At 61.3% G+C, this 15,274-nt stretch carries 11 protein-coding genes and 1 tRNA gene; 3 read left to right on the top strand and 9 right to left on the bottom strand.

Features of this window, described 5'->3' with window-relative positions:
• The first annotated feature begins 2 nt into the window (after positions 1 to 2).
• A tRNA-Sec gene (locus ELQ88_RS17005) sits at positions 3 to 98 on the top strand.
• A gap of 274 nt (positions 99 to 372) precedes the next feature.
• Here the strand turns inward: ELQ88_RS17005 and phaC are convergent.
• The 3 genes from phaC to phbB all read right to left on the bottom strand — a co-directional run bounded on the left by phaC (position 373) and on the right by phbB (position 4,153).
• Positions 373 to 2,076 (bottom strand): class I poly(R)-hydroxyalkanoic acid synthase, encoded by a 1,704-nt coding sequence (phaC, locus tag ELQ88_RS17010; RefSeq protein ID WP_138966493.1) that lies wholly within the window; start codon positions 2,074 to 2,076, stop codon positions 373 to 375.
• Positions 2,077 to 2,171: 95 nt separating this feature from the next.
• Positions 2,172 to 3,350 (bottom strand): acetyl-CoA C-acetyltransferase, encoded by a 1,179-nt coding sequence (locus ELQ88_RS17015; RefSeq protein WP_138966495.1) that lies wholly within the window; start codon positions 3,348 to 3,350, stop codon positions 2,172 to 2,174.
• 56 nt (positions 3,351 to 3,406) lie between these two features.
• The gene (gene phbB, locus ELQ88_RS17020; RefSeq protein ID WP_128871968.1) at positions 3,407 to 4,153 is read right to left on the bottom strand and encodes an acetoacetyl-CoA reductase; all 747 of its coding nucleotides are present in this window, start codon (positions 4,151 to 4,153) and stop codon (positions 3,407 to 3,409) included.
• A gap of 258 nt (positions 4,154 to 4,411) precedes the next feature.
• Between phbB and ELQ88_RS17025 the strand changes: the two genes are divergently transcribed.
• On the top strand, positions 4,412 to 5,449 hold the full coding sequence (locus tag ELQ88_RS17025; RefSeq protein WP_138966497.1) for an AraC family transcriptional regulator: 1,038 nt from the start codon (positions 4,412 to 4,414) through the stop codon (positions 5,447 to 5,449).
• Between the two features lie 18 nt (positions 5,450 to 5,467).
• Here ELQ88_RS17025 and ELQ88_RS17030 read toward each other — a convergent pair whose 3' ends face one another.
• Positions 5,468 to 8,245 carry a DUF3141 domain-containing protein gene (locus ELQ88_RS17030; RefSeq protein ID WP_228761623.1) on the bottom strand — a complete coding sequence of 926 codons (2,778 nt, stop codon included), beginning with the start codon at positions 8,243 to 8,245 and terminating at the stop codon, positions 5,468 to 5,470.
• Between the two features lie 253 nt (positions 8,246 to 8,498).
• On the opposite strand from ELQ88_RS17030, the gene phaP reads away from it, so the two are divergent.
• The gene (gene phaP / locus ELQ88_RS17035) at positions 8,499 to 9,095 is read left to right on the top strand and encodes a TIGR01841 family phasin (protein WP_138966499.1); all 597 of its coding nucleotides are present in this window, start codon (positions 8,499 to 8,501) and stop codon (positions 9,093 to 9,095) included.
• A 101-nt stretch (positions 9,096 to 9,196) separates the two neighbouring features.
• Here phaP and phaR read toward each other — a convergent pair whose 3' ends face one another.
• From phaR to ELQ88_RS17060, 5 genes are all read right to left on the bottom strand, one after another.
• Positions 9,197 to 9,688 carry a polyhydroxyalkanoate synthesis repressor PhaR gene (gene phaR, locus ELQ88_RS17040; protein ID WP_128871966.1) on the bottom strand — a complete coding sequence of 164 codons (492 nt, stop codon included), beginning with the start codon at positions 9,686 to 9,688 and terminating at the stop codon, positions 9,197 to 9,199.
• A 284-nt stretch (positions 9,689 to 9,972) separates the two neighbouring features.
• On the bottom strand, positions 9,973 to 11,241 hold the full coding sequence (locus tag ELQ88_RS17045; RefSeq protein ID WP_128871965.1) for an OprD family porin: 1,269 nt from the start codon (positions 11,239 to 11,241) through the stop codon (positions 9,973 to 9,975).
• A 127-nt stretch (positions 11,242 to 11,368) separates the two neighbouring features.
• The gene (locus tag ELQ88_RS17050) at positions 11,369 to 13,141 is read right to left on the bottom strand and encodes an acyl-CoA dehydrogenase C-terminal domain-containing protein (protein ID WP_138966501.1); all 1,773 of its coding nucleotides are present in this window, start codon (positions 13,139 to 13,141) and stop codon (positions 11,369 to 11,371) included.
• Between the two features lie 61 nt (positions 13,142 to 13,202).
• A complete protein-coding gene (locus ELQ88_RS17055) occupies positions 13,203 to 14,873 on the bottom strand; it encodes a cation acetate symporter (RefSeq protein WP_128871964.1) in 1,671 nt (556 codons plus the stop codon).
• The gene (locus tag ELQ88_RS17060) at positions 14,873 to 15,199 is read right to left on the bottom strand and encodes a DUF485 domain-containing protein (RefSeq protein ID WP_138966503.1); all 327 of its coding nucleotides are present in this window, start codon (positions 15,197 to 15,199) and stop codon (positions 14,873 to 14,875) included. The genes ELQ88_RS17055 and ELQ88_RS17060 overlap by 1 nt, the downstream gene beginning before the upstream one ends.
• Positions 15,200 to 15,274: the final 75 nt, after the last annotated feature.

The raw sequence follows: 15,274 nt of genomic DNA on the forward strand, positions 1-15,274 counted from the left end.
AAGGAAGGCAATCGCGCCCGGTGGCGCGGCCGGGCTTCAAACCCGGTTGGGGACGGCATCCGTTCCCGGGCAGGTTCGACTCCCGCTGCCTTCCGCCATTTTCAAAAATCTCCCAGCCACCCAAATCCCCTGTAGGAGCTGGCTTGCCAGCGAAGACGGCGGCCCATTCAACATCGCAGTGCCTGACAGACCGCTTTCGCGGGCAAGCCCGCTCCCACAGGAATCGCTGCCATACACAAATATTTTGTCCAACACAGAACCCTGTAGGAGCTGGCTTGCCAGCGAAGACGGTCTGTCAGTCGACATCGATGTTGACTGACAGACCGCTTTCGTCGGAACGCCGCCCGGAGCAAGCTGCTCCTACAGAGGCGGTCATTGCTTCACATAACGCCCGGGTGCCGGTTCCAGTGGCGGGTACTGCTCGTTACCGGCGTGCTGCACCGAAGGCTGGCGTTCCCCGGCGTGCCCGGCCAGCCAGGCGAACCAATCGTTCCACCAACTGCCTGGACTCTGTTGGGCTCCGTCGAACCAGTTTTGAGGGTCCTGGGTGACCTGGTCGTTGGTCCAGTAGTGGCGTTTTTCCTTGGCCGGCGGATTGATCACGCCCGCGATATGCCCCGAGGCGCCCAGCACGAAACGCTTGGTTCCGGAGAGCAATTCGGTGCTGGCGTAAGCGCTCCGCCATGGCACGATGTGGTCGTCATGGGTGGCGAGGATGTAGGCCGGGGCGTCGATGGCGCGCAGGTCCAGCTTGACCCCGCAGCAATCCAGTTCACCGGATTTCAGATCGTTCTGCAAATAGGTATGGCGCAGGTACCAGCAGTACATCGGCCCCGGCAGGTTGGTGCTGTCGTTGTTCCAGAACAGCAGATCCAGCGGGATCGGTTTCTGCCCCTTGAGGTATTTGTCGACGTTGTAGTTCCACCACAGGTCGTTGGGGCGCAGCAGCGAGAAGGTATTGCCCATGTCCTCGCCCTTGAACAGGCCGATGGGGCCGTTCACGCCGCCAATGGTGCGCTCGCGTTGGGCGACCAGTTTTTCGTCGACGAAGATATCGATCGCACCGGTATCGCGGTAATCGAGGAAAGTGGTCAGCAGGCTGACGCTGGCGATTTCCTTGTCGCCGCGGGCCGCCAATACGGCCAGCGCCGAACTCAGCAGCGTGCCGCCGATGCAGAAACCCATGCAATTGGGCCGTTGCTCGCCGCTGATCTCGCGGGTCACCTGCAGGCCTTTGATAACGCCGGTTTCGACCAGGTTATCCCAGGTGGTGCCGGCGAGCGACTGGTCGAAGTTGCGCCAGGATATCAGGAACACCGGGTGGCCTTGCTGCAACAGATGCCGAACCATCGAGTTGTCGGGGCGCAGGTCGAGGATGTAGTACTTGTTGATCGACGGCGGAACGATGAACATCGGGCGCCGGTACTGGGTTTCGCTTTGCGGACTGTACTGGATGAGCTGGAAGAGTTCGTTCTCGAAGACCACCTCGCCCGGGGTGTTAGCCAGGTCGAGCCCCACTTTGAAGGCGCCGGCGTCGCACTGACGCATCTTGCCTTCCTGCAGGTCGCTGGCCAGGTGCAGCAGGCCGGTGATGAGGCTGCTGCCTTGGGTCTCGACGACCCGTTGCAGTGCATCGGGATTGCTGGCGAGGAAATTGCTCGGCGCACCGGCGGCGATCGCTTGCTCCACCAGATACAGCAGGCGCTGGCGTGGTTTCTTCTCGCTGATCGGCAGCAGCTCGAGCAGCTTCATGAGGAAGCCGGAATTGAGCAGGTAAAACGCCGCGAGGGAACCGAACAGCGGCTGGCTCCAGTTACCGCTGGCAAACCGGCGGTCGTCGAAGGTGAAGGCCTGGCCGGTCAACAGACGCTGGCCGAGTTCAGCCCATTGCTGCTGATAATCGGATTGAAGGCTGTCCAGGGTGCTGCGTGGCAGATCGAACCAGGCGTCGCAGTCCTGGCCGGTGAACCACGGATTGGTGGCGACCCACAGGCGTAATTGTTGCACTGCAAAGGAGGCAGCGAACGGAACCTGGCCTGACCAGAAAGTGTTGAAAGTGTGCGCGTTGTTGTCCATGGAAATTCTTGCCCACATGAAAAGACCAGGTATAAAAAAACCGCGGCGCCGGAATTCGGCGCCGCGTCTTCAATCAAGCAAGCCCATCGGTGTGCCTAGCGCTCGATCGCCAGGCTCACGCCCTGACCGCCACCGATGCACAAGGTGGCCAAGCCTTTCTTGCCGTCGCGACGAATCAGCTCATGCACCAGCGACACCAGAATCCGTGCGCCTGATGCACCGATCGGATGACCGAGGGCGATCGCGCCACCGTTGACGTTGACCTTGTCCATGTCCCAGCCCAACTCCTTGCCGACAGCCAGTGACTGCGCGGCGAAGGCTTCGTTGGCTTCGATCAGGTCCAGGTCGTCCAGGCTCCAGCCGGCCTTGGTCAGGGCCAGGCGGGTGGCAGGTACCGGGCCGATGCCCATGATCGACGGGTCGACACCGGCACTGGCATAGGCCTTGATGCGTGCCAGTACCGGCAAGCCCAGGGCCTGGGCCTTGGCGGCGCTGGCCAGCATCAGCACGGCGGCGCCGTCGTTGAGGGTCGACGCATTGCCGGCGGTGACGGTGCCGGTTTTCTGGAACGCCGGCTTGAGGTTGCCCAATGCCTGGAGCGTGCTGCCCGGGCGCGGTTGTTCATCGGTGTCGAAGACCAGCGGATCGCCCTTGCGCTGGGGAATCAGGATCGGGGTGATTTCAGCCTTGAAATAACCGCCTTCGATGGCTGCAGAAGCTTTCTGCTGCGAGGCCGCGGCGAAGGCGTCCTGGTCTTCGCGGCTGAGTTCGTACTTGCTCGCCAGATTTTCCGCGGTGATGCCCATGTGGTAGTCGTTGAACGCATCCCACAAGCCATCCTGGATCACGCTGTCCTGCAGTTGCGCATGGCCCAGGCGCAGGCCGGTGCGTGCCTTGGGCAGCACATAGGGGGCCAGGCTCATGTTTTCCTGGCCGCCGGCGATCACCAGTTCGGCGTCGCCGCAACGGATGGCCTGGACGGCGAGCTGGACCGCCTTGAGGCCGGAGCCGCAGACTTTGTTCAGGGTCAGGGCAGGGACGGTATGGGGCAGGCCGGCGTTGATCGCCGACTGGCGTGCCGGGTTCTGACCCGAGCCTGCGGTCAGCACCTGGCCGAGGATCACTTCATCGATCTGTGCAGCATCGACACCGGTCTGTTCGAGCAGGCGACGAATCACTGCTGCGCCCAGTTCGGTGGCGGGAATGGCGGACAGGGAGCCTTGGAAACTGCCAATGGCGGTACGCGTAGCGGCAACGATTACGACTTCGTTCATGCAAAACCTCATAGAGTTGTGTCAAGCGGGAGCAGGGCGTCCATGCCCTGACAGGCTTATTGCATGTTCATGCCGCCATTGACCGAGAAGTCGGCGCCGGTGCTGTAGCCCGATTCATCGCCGGCCAGCCAGGCCACGATCGAGGCGATTTCTTCGGGTTGGCCGAGGCGGCCGACCGGGGTGGCGGCGATCATGGTGTCGAGAATGTCCTGGCGGATGGCCGCGGTCATGCTGGTCTGGATGTAGCCTGGGGAGACGGTGTTGACGGTCACGCCCTTGCCGGAAACTTCACGGGCCAAGGCCATGGTGAAGCCATGGATGCCGGCTTTGGCCGCGCTGTAGTTGGTCTGGCCGAACTGGCCACGCTGACCGTTGATCGAGGAGATATTGATGATCCGGCCCCAGCCCTTGGACAACATGCCTTCAATCACCTGTTTGGTGGTGTTGAACATGCCGTTGAGGTTGGTGTTGATTACGGCGTTCCAGTCTTCCGGAGTGATTTTGCGGAAGGAGGCGTCACGGGTGATGCCGGCGTTGTTGACCAGTACATCCACCGGGCCGAATTGTTCACGGGCCATCTCGAAGGCCTTGCGGGTGGACTCCCAATCGGTGATGTCGCCGTAGATGAATTCGAACTTATAACCCGCCGCCAGCTGGCTCGCTGCCCATTCATTCTTGCGGGCGGAGTCCGAGCTGCAGCCGACGATGACTTTGAAACCTTCCTTGTGCAGGCGCTGACAAATTGCCGTGCCAATTCCACCCATACCGCCAGTAACCAACGCAATACGACCAAGCGATTTCATACCGTCTTTCCTTTCTATATTTTGCGTTGCAGGATGGGGTGTGATTGTTCGGTATTGGCGAGGTATGCGGAAGTGTTGGGAGGTGACTGTCTGGTGTCCAACGGCGCCATACGGGTTTTTCTTGTTCCCTGGCAAAAAACGAACAGGATCTATACTGGGATCAATTATTCGAAGCGAATCACCGGCTAGTATTTGTTTAACGCAGATCAGTTATGGCTCCGGACAGGACGTTCGGTTCCACAGGTCAATGAGGACGCCATGTATAGAATGAGTTCCGGTTACGCCAACGTGCTGGTCAATACGCTGTCAGCGGAAGGAATGGATGTCGCCCACCTGTGTCAGGAGGCTGGACTGGACTTGAACATCGCGCACACGCCAGGCGCGTTGTGTGAGCGACGAGCGATCTATCGGCTCTGGCAACTGGCGGCACAGGCCAGCGGCGATCCCGACATTGGTTTAAAAGCCTACGGCCATTTTCATCCCGGCAGTTTTCAGATTGTCGGTTACACCATGATGTCGAGCCTGAACCTGAAAAGGGCGCTGGAACGCCTGGTGCGATTCAGCCCGTTGATCGGCACCGGCTTCAGCCTGTTTTTTGTCCCGGAGCGGGAGCACTACCGCATGGCCTCGCTCGATCATCAACAGACCGGCTCGATCAAGCCCCGGCAATATGCCGATGCCGGGCTGGCTTCCCTGCTGGGCTTCTGCCGCTGGCTGGGCGATGGAACACTGCCGCAGCCCCTGAGTGTGGAATTCAGCTACCCGGAGCCGCGAGACACGTCCGAGCACCAACGGCTGTTTGGCTGCGACCTGCAATTCGGCTCGGCCTACGACAGCATTCTGTTTGACGGCGAGGAGCTGCTGCGGCCGTTGAGCATGGCCAACGAGGCGCTGGCGGTCCTGCATGACAGTTTCGCCGAGGCGCAACTGGATTCGCTCTGCGGCTTCTCCATTGTCGGCAAAATCCGCGCGCTGCTCACCGAGCGTTTGAGTCACGGCCAGGGGCAATGCGACATGGAGTCGATCGCCGCTGCATTGAACCTCAGCAAGCGCACCCTGCAACGCGCCCTGGAAAAGGACGGGACTCAATTCAAGGACGTGCAGAACGCCGTGCGCCGGCAACTGGCCGATTTCTACCTGCGCCATTCTCACTTCAACATGAAGCATGTGGCGTATCTCCTTGGTTTTCATGACCACAGCAGCTTCAACAAAGCCTGCAGCCGCTGGTTCGGAATGACCCCCGGCCAGTACCGGGCCGAGGAATCGTTCGCGTTCGAGGGCGCCGCGCCGGTGTGACGCGGCGCTGGCCGATGATCAAGGCTTTTTGGTAGAAGGTTTTTTCGCGCCTTTTTTGGCTTTGGGGGAGGAACTCACAGGGCTCACGGTTTTGGCGATGGGTTTGGACAGCACTGCCGGGGCTTTCGGCTCGGTCGGGCTGGTGGGTATCGGCTTGGCCGCTACGACCGGGACTTGCTGCTTGATCGGCTCAGCTGTCGCTACCGGGTCTTTTTGCTTGGCTGGCTCAGGAGTGGCCAACGGCGCTTTTTGCTCGGCTGGTTGCGGTGTTACCGCTGCGGCCTTTTGCTTGGCTGGCTCAGGTGTGACCACGGGCGCTTTTTGTTCAGCTGGTTGCGGTGTTACCGCTGCGGCCTTTTGCTTGGCTGGCTCAGGTGTGACCACGGGCGCTTTTTGCTCGGCTGGTTGCGGTGTTACCGCTGCGGCCTTTTGCTTGACCGGCTCAGGCGTTACCACGGGAGCCTTGATCGGCTCGGCCGTCACCACCGGTATTTCCTGTTTGATGACTTCGGATTTGGCTTCACTCGGCGCCTGGGGCGCGCTGGAACCTGGCAATGGGACATCGAGCAGCGTGTGCAGCTCTTGCCAGACCGGATGTTCCGCGCCGTTGACGGTCAGCAGTTCCGGCAGCAGATTGGCCGCCGCCGCCAACACTTGTTGGCGTTCTTCGGCTTCGGGCAGCAACGATAGCAGGCTTTGCACGCTTTCCTGCGGATAGGTGGCGACCAGCAGTTTCTGCAGGCTCAAGGTTTCGCGCAGGTCAACGGACCCGGGATTGTGGTCCGGCAGCGGCGCCTGCAGTTTGCGGATCAGTTTCTCGACACTTTGCCGGCCGGGCTCGTTACTGTCGTTGCCCAGCAGAAACAGGATGCGGATCAAGGCTTCCATCAAGCCGCCCAGGGGCAAGGCATCCTGCAGGCGTTCGATCAGGAGCTTGTCGTGCTGCTCGGCATGTGCCTGCAGATTGCGTCCGGTGGCATTGCCGAAGAGGCTGTTCAGTACGCCATAGATACCGTAGAAACACAGCTCCTGGGTGGCATCGCGCAAATCGCGGTAACCATCCAGGGCGTCCTGGATCTGGTTGGAGAACAACGCCTGCCAGGCCAGAAGAGGGTTGTCCGGGGTAACCGGGTGACGATCCTTGCTGACCTGGGAGGCGCTGGCGGACAGCCACCACAAGGCCGGGTTCATGCTGCTCCACATCACTTGTTGCTGATGGAAGGGGTGCGAGCGGCGGATCAGTTCGGCGGCCGGTTCGTTGATCCACTGCCGCAGCCACGGGCGTATGAAGCCGTCGTACAGGCTGTTGTTGAGGGCGGAAGCGCGTTCGACCAGGGCGAATTCGCGATCGTCGTCACGGCGTGGTTGCTCGTCGCCATGAATGTCGGCGATCCGCCGCGGTTCGAAACTCACGGCATAGCGAGTTGCCGAGTTTGCCGGCAGGTCTTCGATCAACATTTCATACAGCCCGGCCGGCAAGGCATTGATGATGTCGACCGCACCGAGCAGCTCGCGGTGCTCGCGCCGGGCCACTTCACCGGAGACGAAGATGCCCAGGTGCCCGATGCTGGCATGGCGCAGGTAAACGATGGTACGCCCGGCACGTTGCAGGGCGAGATCGCTCGGATAGACATCGGTGATCCAGTCCAGCGCCTGCTGCGGCGGAGTGATGTTGTCGCCATAGGAGCAGAACACCACCACCGGCACTTCGATGCGCTTGAGGTCCAGCCCGCTGCTCTTGCGTCCCAGGCCGCCGGACAAGCGATTACCGATGAACAGGTCATCGACAATCATCTCGATTTCTTCGCCGTTGAGCAGCGTCGGGCTGCCCCACCAGCGCTCGAAGTCGAGAAAACGCTCGACCTCGCTGTCGACTTCGCTGAACAGGTGGTAGTACTTGCCCCACCAGCTGTGCGCCGGGTCGAGGCTTTCGAAATTGCTCACCAGCCAGGTGCCGTCGAAACGGTCGTTGCCCAGGTCGCTGCCCAGGCGCGCCATCCAGCCGCCCCCCAGCAAGCCGCCGGAGTAGCGCATCGGATTTTTTCCATTGACGCCGGCCCAGTAGGACAGCGGCGCGCCATTGACGATGATCAGCCCCGGCAACTCCGGCCGGGAGGCTGCCAACCCCATCAAGGCCCAGCCCGCCTGGCAGTTGCCGATCACCACCGGTTTGCGGCTGGCGGGATGGCGGGCGCTGACGACTTCGATGAACCGGGCCTGGGCGGCGGTAATGTCCGCCAGGGTTTGCCCGGGGTTTGGCGAGTGGCTGAAGGCGATGAAGTAGGTGGGATGCCCGGCACGCAGGCTTTCGCCGATGACCGAATCCTGTTTGAAACCGCCGATGCCCGAGCCATGCCCGCCCCGTGGATCGATGATGATCACCGGCGGTTTATTGCCGTCGATCGCTTTGCCGGAGCCGCCGAACACCTGCAACAGCGAGTAATTGACCGGGCGGGGCAGGTCTTCGCCGGCGACCAGGGTTTCATGATCGAATTTGAGCAGCAGCGGGTACCCGGCCCGTTCGTGCGCCAGGGTGTTGTCGCCGCGCTGACGCAAGGTGTCCCAGAACAGCACGCTGCGTTGGCCCAGATCAGTGAAATATTCCTGCCATTCCTTTGCGGTAGGTTGTCTCAGTTGCCCGAGACTTGCCGGTGCGAAGGTTTTTGCCTGGCGCTTTTGCACGGCGTCGAGCACGTTGCGGGTATTGAGGCGTTGCAGGTGACTGAGGTGCTCGAACAACCCGGGGGTTGATGCAAGCCCTTCATCTTGCAACGCAATATTCTGATCCTGGCCCATCGTGAACTCCTGATGCCTTAATAGGGAAGCGGCGCATCCAACCCTTTTATGCAACATGACTGGGCCGGCCGTCTGATGGTCAGGAGTTTAGCGCTATTAAGGGCAGGGCTGACAAGGTTTATTTTGCGCTGCACAAAAAAGGGGTTGCGAAAAGTTTTTGTGCGCTGCAATATAAAGGCTAACGCGATGACTGGCAGGTTCGCTATCGCGTCCTCTGGCCCATTTGGGCCTTCCAGTACCAGGAGATTCAAGCATGTCTTTTTTCAACTCGGAAAAACTGCAAGCCACTCAGAAAGCCAACCTTGACCTGATCCAGCAAATCAGCGGCAAAGTCTTCGCCAGCGTTGAGCAGCTCAGCCAGTTGCAGTTCAAGGCCCTGCGCGAGTCGACCGAAGAGCAGTTCGAAGGCTTTCGCAAGCTGCTCGCCGTTCGCGGTCCACAAGATTTCGCCGAGCTGCAGGCTTCTTTCACCCAGCCGAACAAGCAGACCGAACGCCTGACCGAGTTCAATCGCCAGGTTCAGGCACTGATCGCGGACACTCAGTCGGACATCGCCAAGCTGGCCTCCAGCCAGGTAGAAGCCGGCACCCAGCAAGTGCAAGAGTTCGTTGAAGCGATCAGCAAGAACGCACCAGCTGGCTCCGAGCCAGTAGTGGCCGCGTTCAAGTCGGGCCTGGCGAATGCCGGCTCCGCGTTTGCAAATGCACAGCAAGCCGCGAAACAGGCTTCCGAAAACGCACAGCAAGCTGCAAAGCAGGCTTCTGACACGGCTCAGAGCACTTTCGCCGAAGCTACTGCCGCTGCCACCAAAGCAGCTCCAGAAGCAAACGCCAAGACCGGTAACAAGTAAGTCTTAGCAAACCAGCTGTACCGATGGCGATGGGTTTACTCCCCATCGCCATTTTTTTCGACTGGAACAAACTGATCGGCAGGGCTCAGGCCGACAGTGCTTCACTCACCGTCTTTCTTTGGCGGCTTGGCGCCAAACAGGCCGAACATGTTCTGGGTGTTGAGATACAGCGCCTTTGACTGGTCGACATACTGGCGCATCAGGTCCTGCATCACTGGCGCCTGCTGGTGCATGAACGCGCTCCAGGCCTCTGACGATTGCGCGCCGGTCTGGGACTGGACGTCGATCACGGTCTGGATGCTCTTGTCCAGGTAGCTGCCGAGCACACCCTGATAAGGACCGTAGAACTGGATGATCCCCATCAGCATCTCGCTGGAGAAGATCGGCTCGCCGCCGCTTTCAGCTTCCAGAATCACTTGCAGCAGAATGCTGCGAGTCAAATCCTCGCCGCTCTTGGCATCGACCACCTGAAACGGAACCTTGTCGACGACCAGCTGGCGGATGTCGGCCAGGGTCAGGTGACTGCTGGTATGGGTGTCGTACAGTCGGCGATTGGGGTATTTCTTGATCAGGCGGGGGGTGGTATCGGTCATGCGGGCGTCTCGCGGCGGGCCTGGATTGCAGGCATCTTACTCTACTATGACAACTGCCGCGGATTGGTGTCGGGGAGGGGAACCCAGGGCCGACATTCATGTCGCCCTGGAGGACGCCTTCGCTGGCAAGCCAGCTCCTACAGTTGACCGTGTCTTTCTGAACAACTCGGTCAACCGTAGGAGCTGGCTTGCCAGCGAAGGGGCCCGTCAGAACACTGCAAATCCAGCAACAAAAAAGGGACTACGCCACCCAGCGAGTCCCCCCTCATGCCGCCCGGATCGACCTACCAGATCGGCAAGCTATAGCTGACAATCAACCGATTCTCATCCAGATCGCTGCCAAAGTTGCTCGAGCGCACCGTGGCATTACGCCATTTCACCCCGACATTCTTCAACGGCCCGCTCTGCACGACATAGCCGATATCGGTATCGCGCTCCCATTCCTTGCCTTCCGGGCGGTTGTTGCCCAGGTCGATATCGGAACCGCTGAGGTAGCGGGTCATGAAGGTCAGGCCCGGAATGCCAAGGGCCGCGAAGTTATAGTCGTAACGGGCTTGCCAGGATTGTTCGTCCTTGCTGGCGAAGTCGCCTATCTGCACGAAGTTGACCAGGAACGCATCGGTACCGTTGATGTAGGCGTAGCCGGTGTCGCCGCTCATGCCTTGGTAGCCGAGGCCGAACGCATGCCCGCCGAGGCTGTAGGTGAACATCGCGCCAATCGCGTTGTTGTCTACATTGCTACCGCCATCGTCCGTGGAGCGGGCGTAACGCAGATCAGTCTTGAGCGACTGGCCGGTGGCGACCGGCAACACGTAGGTCAAATTCACCAGGTGCTGACTGTAGAGATTGTCGAGGTGGCCGTAGCTATAGCCGGTGGCCAGGTTGCCGGTCCACTTGTAGTTGAGACTGGCGAAATCGAAGCTGTCGCTGGTCGCATGCCGGGTAATGATGCCCTTGGCGCCGGTGCGGGTGATGCCCATGTCCTCGTAGTCCGAGGAGTCACGCTGGTTGACCTGGGTCAGGCGCCCGGCGTCCACGGTCAGGCCTTCGATTTCCAGCGAGGACAACTGTCCGCCTTCGAAGGTTTGCGGCAACAGCCGCGAATCGTTGGCCAGCACCGTGGGCAGCTTGGGCAGCAGGGTGCCGAGTTTCAGCGTGCTCTTGGAGGCGCGCAGTTTGGCAGTCAGGCCCAGTTCGCCGTACTCGTCCTGGGCACCTTTGCTGATGTCGCTATGGCGCTTGAGCAGGCCGGAGCCGGCGCGATCGGGGCTGGAGTCGAGTTTGACACCGAGCAGGCCAATGGCATCGAAACCGACGCCGATCAAGCCTTCGGTGAAGCCCGATTCATAGCGCAGCAGGAAACCCTGGGCCCATTCCTCCTGTTTGGATTGCGCAGCGTTGTCCTGGCGATAATCGCGATTGAAGTAAAAGTTGCGCAGCTCGACGCTGGCCTTGCTGTCCTTGATAAAATCAGCGGCGGCGGGGGCCGAGAGGCTGATGACGCCACCGGCCAGCAGCAGTCGGGTGGTGAGAGTGCGGGTGTTACGGTCCATGGTGAAGCCCCTTTGTTTTTATTAGGCAAAGACAGGTCCCGCGGCCCTCGCCGGAGGGGCGAGGGTTTATCGATAAAAAACGCAGGCGCCGAAAAGAGAGGAGCGTGGCGCCGCGTGGGTTCAATCGTTAAAACTGTTCGGCAGACAGGCCGTAGAGGGAGCCACTGCCGGCGCGGATGGATTGCTCCAGGCTCAAGATGCGCGGCAGCAGGCGATGGATGTAGAAGTCGGCGGTGGCGATTTTCGCGCCGTAGAACGCCTCGTCTTCGCCGCGTTTCTGCCCGGCGACCTGCGCCATGCGCGCCCACAGCCAGGCGTAGGCGACGTAGCCGAACAGGTGCAGATACTCCACCGAGGCGGCGCCGATTTCGTTGCGGTTGGTCGCGGCCTGGTCCTGCAGCCAGTCGCTCAGGTCTTCCAGGCGCTGCACGGCATCGAACAATTGAGCGCTATAGGGCGCGTTCGGCTGTTGGGCGAAATCAAGGATCTGGCCGGTGAACTGGCGCAGGGCGAAACCGTTGTCAGCCAACACTTTGCGACCCAGCAGGTCCAGCGCCTGAATGCCGTTGGTGCCTTCGTAGATCTGCGCGATGCGCACGTCGCGGACCAGCTGTTCCTGGCCCCATTCGCGGATGTAGCCATGGCCGCCGAATACCTGTTGGCCGTTGATGCAGCTTTCCAGGCCGGTATCGGTGAAAAATGCCTTGGCCACCGGCGTCAACAGCGCGACCAGGGTTTGCGCGGTGTCGCGTTCCCGGGCGTCATCGGAAAATTTCGCCAGGTCCAGTTGCTGCCCGACGTAGCTGGCAAACGCACGGCCACCTTCGGTCATGGCTTTCATGCTCAGCAGCATGCGCCGCACGTCGGGGTGGACGATGATCGGGTCGGCCGCTTTGTCCGGGGCGATGGTACCGGTCGGTGCGCGGCTCTGCACCCGTTCACGGGCGTAAGCCACGGCGCTCTGGTAGGACGCTTCGGCGCAACCGATGCCCTGGATGCCGATGGACAGGCGTTCGTAGTTCATCATGGTGAACATCGCGGCCAGGCCTTTGTTGGCCTCGCCGACCAGCCAGCCGCTGGCGCCGTCGAAGTTCATCACACAGGTGGCCGAGGCCTTGATGCCCATCTTGTGTTCGATCGAACCGCAGCTCACGGCATTGGGATTGCCCAGGGAACCGTCGGCGTTGACCAGCACTTTGGGCACTACGAACAGCGAGATGCCTTTCGGGCCAGCCGGCGCATCGGGCAGTCGGGCCAGCACCAGGTGCACGATGTTTTCGGTCAGGTCCTGATCGCCACCGGTGATGAAGATCTTGCTGCCGGTGATGCTGAAACTGCCATCGGCCCGGGGTTCGGCCCGGGTGCGAAGCAGCCCCAGGTCGGTGCCGGCGTGGGCTTCGGTCAGGCACATGGAGCCGGCCCAGCGGCCTTCATACATCGGCGGCAGGTACAGGCTTTTCAGGGTCTCGCTGGCATGGGCGTCCAAAGCCAGGCAGGCGCCGGAACTCAAGGCCGAATACAGGGCGAAGCTGGAGTTGGCGCCGTAGAGCATTTCCTCGAACTGCACCGCAAGCATCTTCGGCATGCCCATGCCGCCGAAATCGGCGTTGCCGGACAGGCCGACCCAGCCGCCTTCAATGTAGGTGGCATACGCCTGTTTGAAACCGATCGGCGTACTGACCTGGCCGTCTTGCCACTGGGCGCCTTCCTCGTCGCCGCTGCGATTCAAGGGGGCAATCAGGTGCGAGGTGACTTTGGCGGCTTCCTCGAGAATCGCGTCGGCGGTGGCGGTGTCGACACTGTCGGCCAGGGCCGGCAGGCGCGCCCACAGGGCGGGGGCGTCGAACACTTCATGCAGCACAAAGCGCATGTCGCGCAGCGGGGCGTTGAATTCGGGCATAACGTGAACCTCAATGGAACGGTTGGGCACGGCGCCGCTGTGGCGGGCCGTGCCTTGTCTATCAGTGGCTGGAAGCGCTGGCGGCACCGAGGCCGGTCTGGGCGCGAACGAACTGGTCGGCGTAGGCGTCACGCTCCTTGTCGGCGCGCACGCTGCGGTCAAGCCGGGAGACGACCACGATCACCAGGAACGCCAGCGGCATGGAGAACAGCGCCGGATGGTCGTAAGGGAAGATCGCGTGGGCATTGCCGAGCACGGTGACCCAGACGGCTGGCGACAGGATCACCAGCACCAGCGCGCAGATCAGGCCGGAGAAACCGCCGATGATCGCGCCCTTGGTGGTCAGGCCTTTCCAGTACATGGCCATGATCAGCACCGGGAAGTTGGTCGAGGCGGCGATGCCGAAGGTCAGGCCCACCAGGAACGCGACGTTCATCTTCTCGAACAGGATGCCCAACAGGATCGCGACGATGCCCAGGCCGACGGTGGCCATGCGGGTCACGCGCATTTCCTGTTTCTCGCTGGCCTTGCCTTTCTTGAACACGGTGGCGTAAAGGTCGTGGGAGATCGCCGAAGCACCGGCCAGGGCCAGCCCGGAAACTACCGCGAGGATGGTGGCGAAGGCCACGGCGGCGAGGAAACCGAAGAACAGGTTGCCGCCCACCGCTTTGGCCAGGTGCATGGCAACCATGTTGCCGCCGCCCACCAGGGCGCCGCCGACTTCACCGTTGACGTAGTACTGCGGGTCAGTGCCGATGATCACCATCGCGGCGAAACCCAGGGTGCACACCACCAGGAAGAAGAAGCCGATGAAGCCGGTGGCGTAGAACACCGACTTGCGCGCTTCCTTGGCGTTGGGCACGGTGAAGAAGCGCATCAGGATATGCGGCAGGCCGGCGATGCCGAACACCAGGCCCAGGGACATCGACGCGGTGTTGATCGGATCGGCGAGCATCGAGCCCGGGCCCATGATGTTCCAGCCGCTGGCGTGAGCCTCGACGGCCTTGGTAGCCAGGGCTTCGTAGCTGAAACCGAACTGCGACATGGCCATGACCGCCAGGGTCGTGCCGCCAGCGAGCAGCAGTACGGCCTTGATGATCTGCACCCAGGTGGTGGCGATCATGCCGCCGAAAATCACATACACCAGCATCAACGCACCGACGATCACCACGGCGACCGGGTAGTCGAGACCGAACAGCAGTTTGATCAACTGGCCGGCGCCGACCATCTGCACGATCAGGTAGCAGCACACCACCGTCAGCGAGCCGAAGGCGGCGAAGATCCGCACTTTGTTCTGGTCCAGGCGATAGGACACGATGTCGGCGAAGGTAAAGCGCCCCAGGTTGCGCAGGCGCTCGGCCATCAGGAAAGTAATGATCGGCCAACCGACGAAAAAGCCGATGGTATAGATGAAGCCGTCGTAGCCCTTGGCGAACACCAGGCTGGACAGACCGAGCAGGGTGGCCGCGGACATGTAGTCACCGGCAATCGCCAGACCGTTCTGGAACCCGGTGATACCGCCGCCAGCGGTGTAGAAGTCCGAAGTGGATTTGGTCTTGCTCGCCGCCCACCAGGTAATGGCCAGCGTGCCAAGGACGAACACGAAGAACATGCCGATGGCATGCAGGTTCAGCGGTTGTTTTTCCACGACGCCCAGGGCAGGTGCCGCGAGTGCCACGGAGGCCGGCAGCAGGCACGCTGCGGCGAGCATGAGTTTACGTAGCTGAGTCATCACTTGCTCTCCTCGAGAATGGCCGCGCCCAGGGCGTCGAAGCGGGTGTTGGCGGTGTAGACGTACCAGCCGGTCAGCAACCAGGAAAAAATGATGATCGCCGCGCCAACCGGCATGCCCAGGGTCAACATCCGATGCTCGGCGAGCGGTGCATGCAGCCATTGCGGGGCGAACGCAACCACCAGCATGAAGGCGTAGTACGTCACCAGTACCGCGGCACTGAGCGACCAGGCCAGGCGCGAACGGCTGCTCACCAGTTGCAGGAATTTCGGGTTGGCCCGGATACGTTCACAGCGTTGGGTATCGGTTGAATGGATGTCGATCATGGGTGGCTCCACCTTGTTTTTGTTATCGGTGCATGTGGGTTGGGCAGGACAGGGCCGAATTCGGCCTGCACGAGC

The organism is Pseudomonas sp. MPC6, assembly GCF_006094435.1.
Lineage (GTDB): Bacteria > Pseudomonadota > Gammaproteobacteria > Pseudomonadales > Pseudomonadaceae > Aquipseudomonas.

Bases quoted from the DNA above. Each gene is read 5' to 3' on its own strand.
- ELQ88_RS17050 (WP_138966501.1), bottom strand. From the start codon at position 13,141: ATGCCCGAATTCAACGCCCCGCTGCGCGACATGCGCTTTGTGCTGCAT.
- phaC (WP_138966493.1), bottom strand. From the start codon at position 2,076: ATGGACAACAACGCGCACACTTTCAACACTTTCTGGTCAGGCCAGGTT.
- phbB (WP_128871968.1), bottom strand. From the start codon at position 4,153: ATGAAATCGCTTGGTCGTATTGCGTTGGTTACTGGCGGTATGGGTGGA.
- ELQ88_RS17025 (WP_138966497.1), top strand. From the start codon at position 4,412: ATGTATAGAATGAGTTCCGGTTACGCCAACGTGCTGGTCAATACGCTG.
- ELQ88_RS17060 (WP_138966503.1), bottom strand. From the start codon at position 15,199: ATGATCGACATCCATTCAACCGATACCCAACGCTGTGAACGTATCCGG.
- ELQ88_RS17055 (WP_128871964.1), bottom strand. From the start codon at position 14,873: ATGACTCAGCTACGTAAACTCATGCTCGCCGCAGCGTGCCTGCTGCCG.
- phaP (WP_138966499.1), top strand. From the start codon at position 8,499: ATGTCTTTTTTCAACTCGGAAAAACTGCAAGCCACTCAGAAAGCCAAC.
- ELQ88_RS17015 (WP_138966495.1), bottom strand. From the start codon at position 3,350: ATGAACGAAGTCGTAATCGTTGCCGCTACGCGTACCGCCATTGGCAGT.
- ELQ88_RS17030 (WP_228761623.1), bottom strand. From the start codon at position 8,245: ATGGGCCAGGATCAGAATATTGCGTTGCAAGATGAAGGGCTTGCATCA.
- ELQ88_RS17045 (WP_128871965.1), bottom strand. From the start codon at position 11,241: ATGGACCGTAACACCCGCACTCTCACCACCCGACTGCTGCTGGCCGGT.
- phaR (WP_128871966.1), bottom strand. From the start codon at position 9,688: ATGACCGATACCACCCCCCGCCTGATCAAGAAATACCCCAATCGCCGA.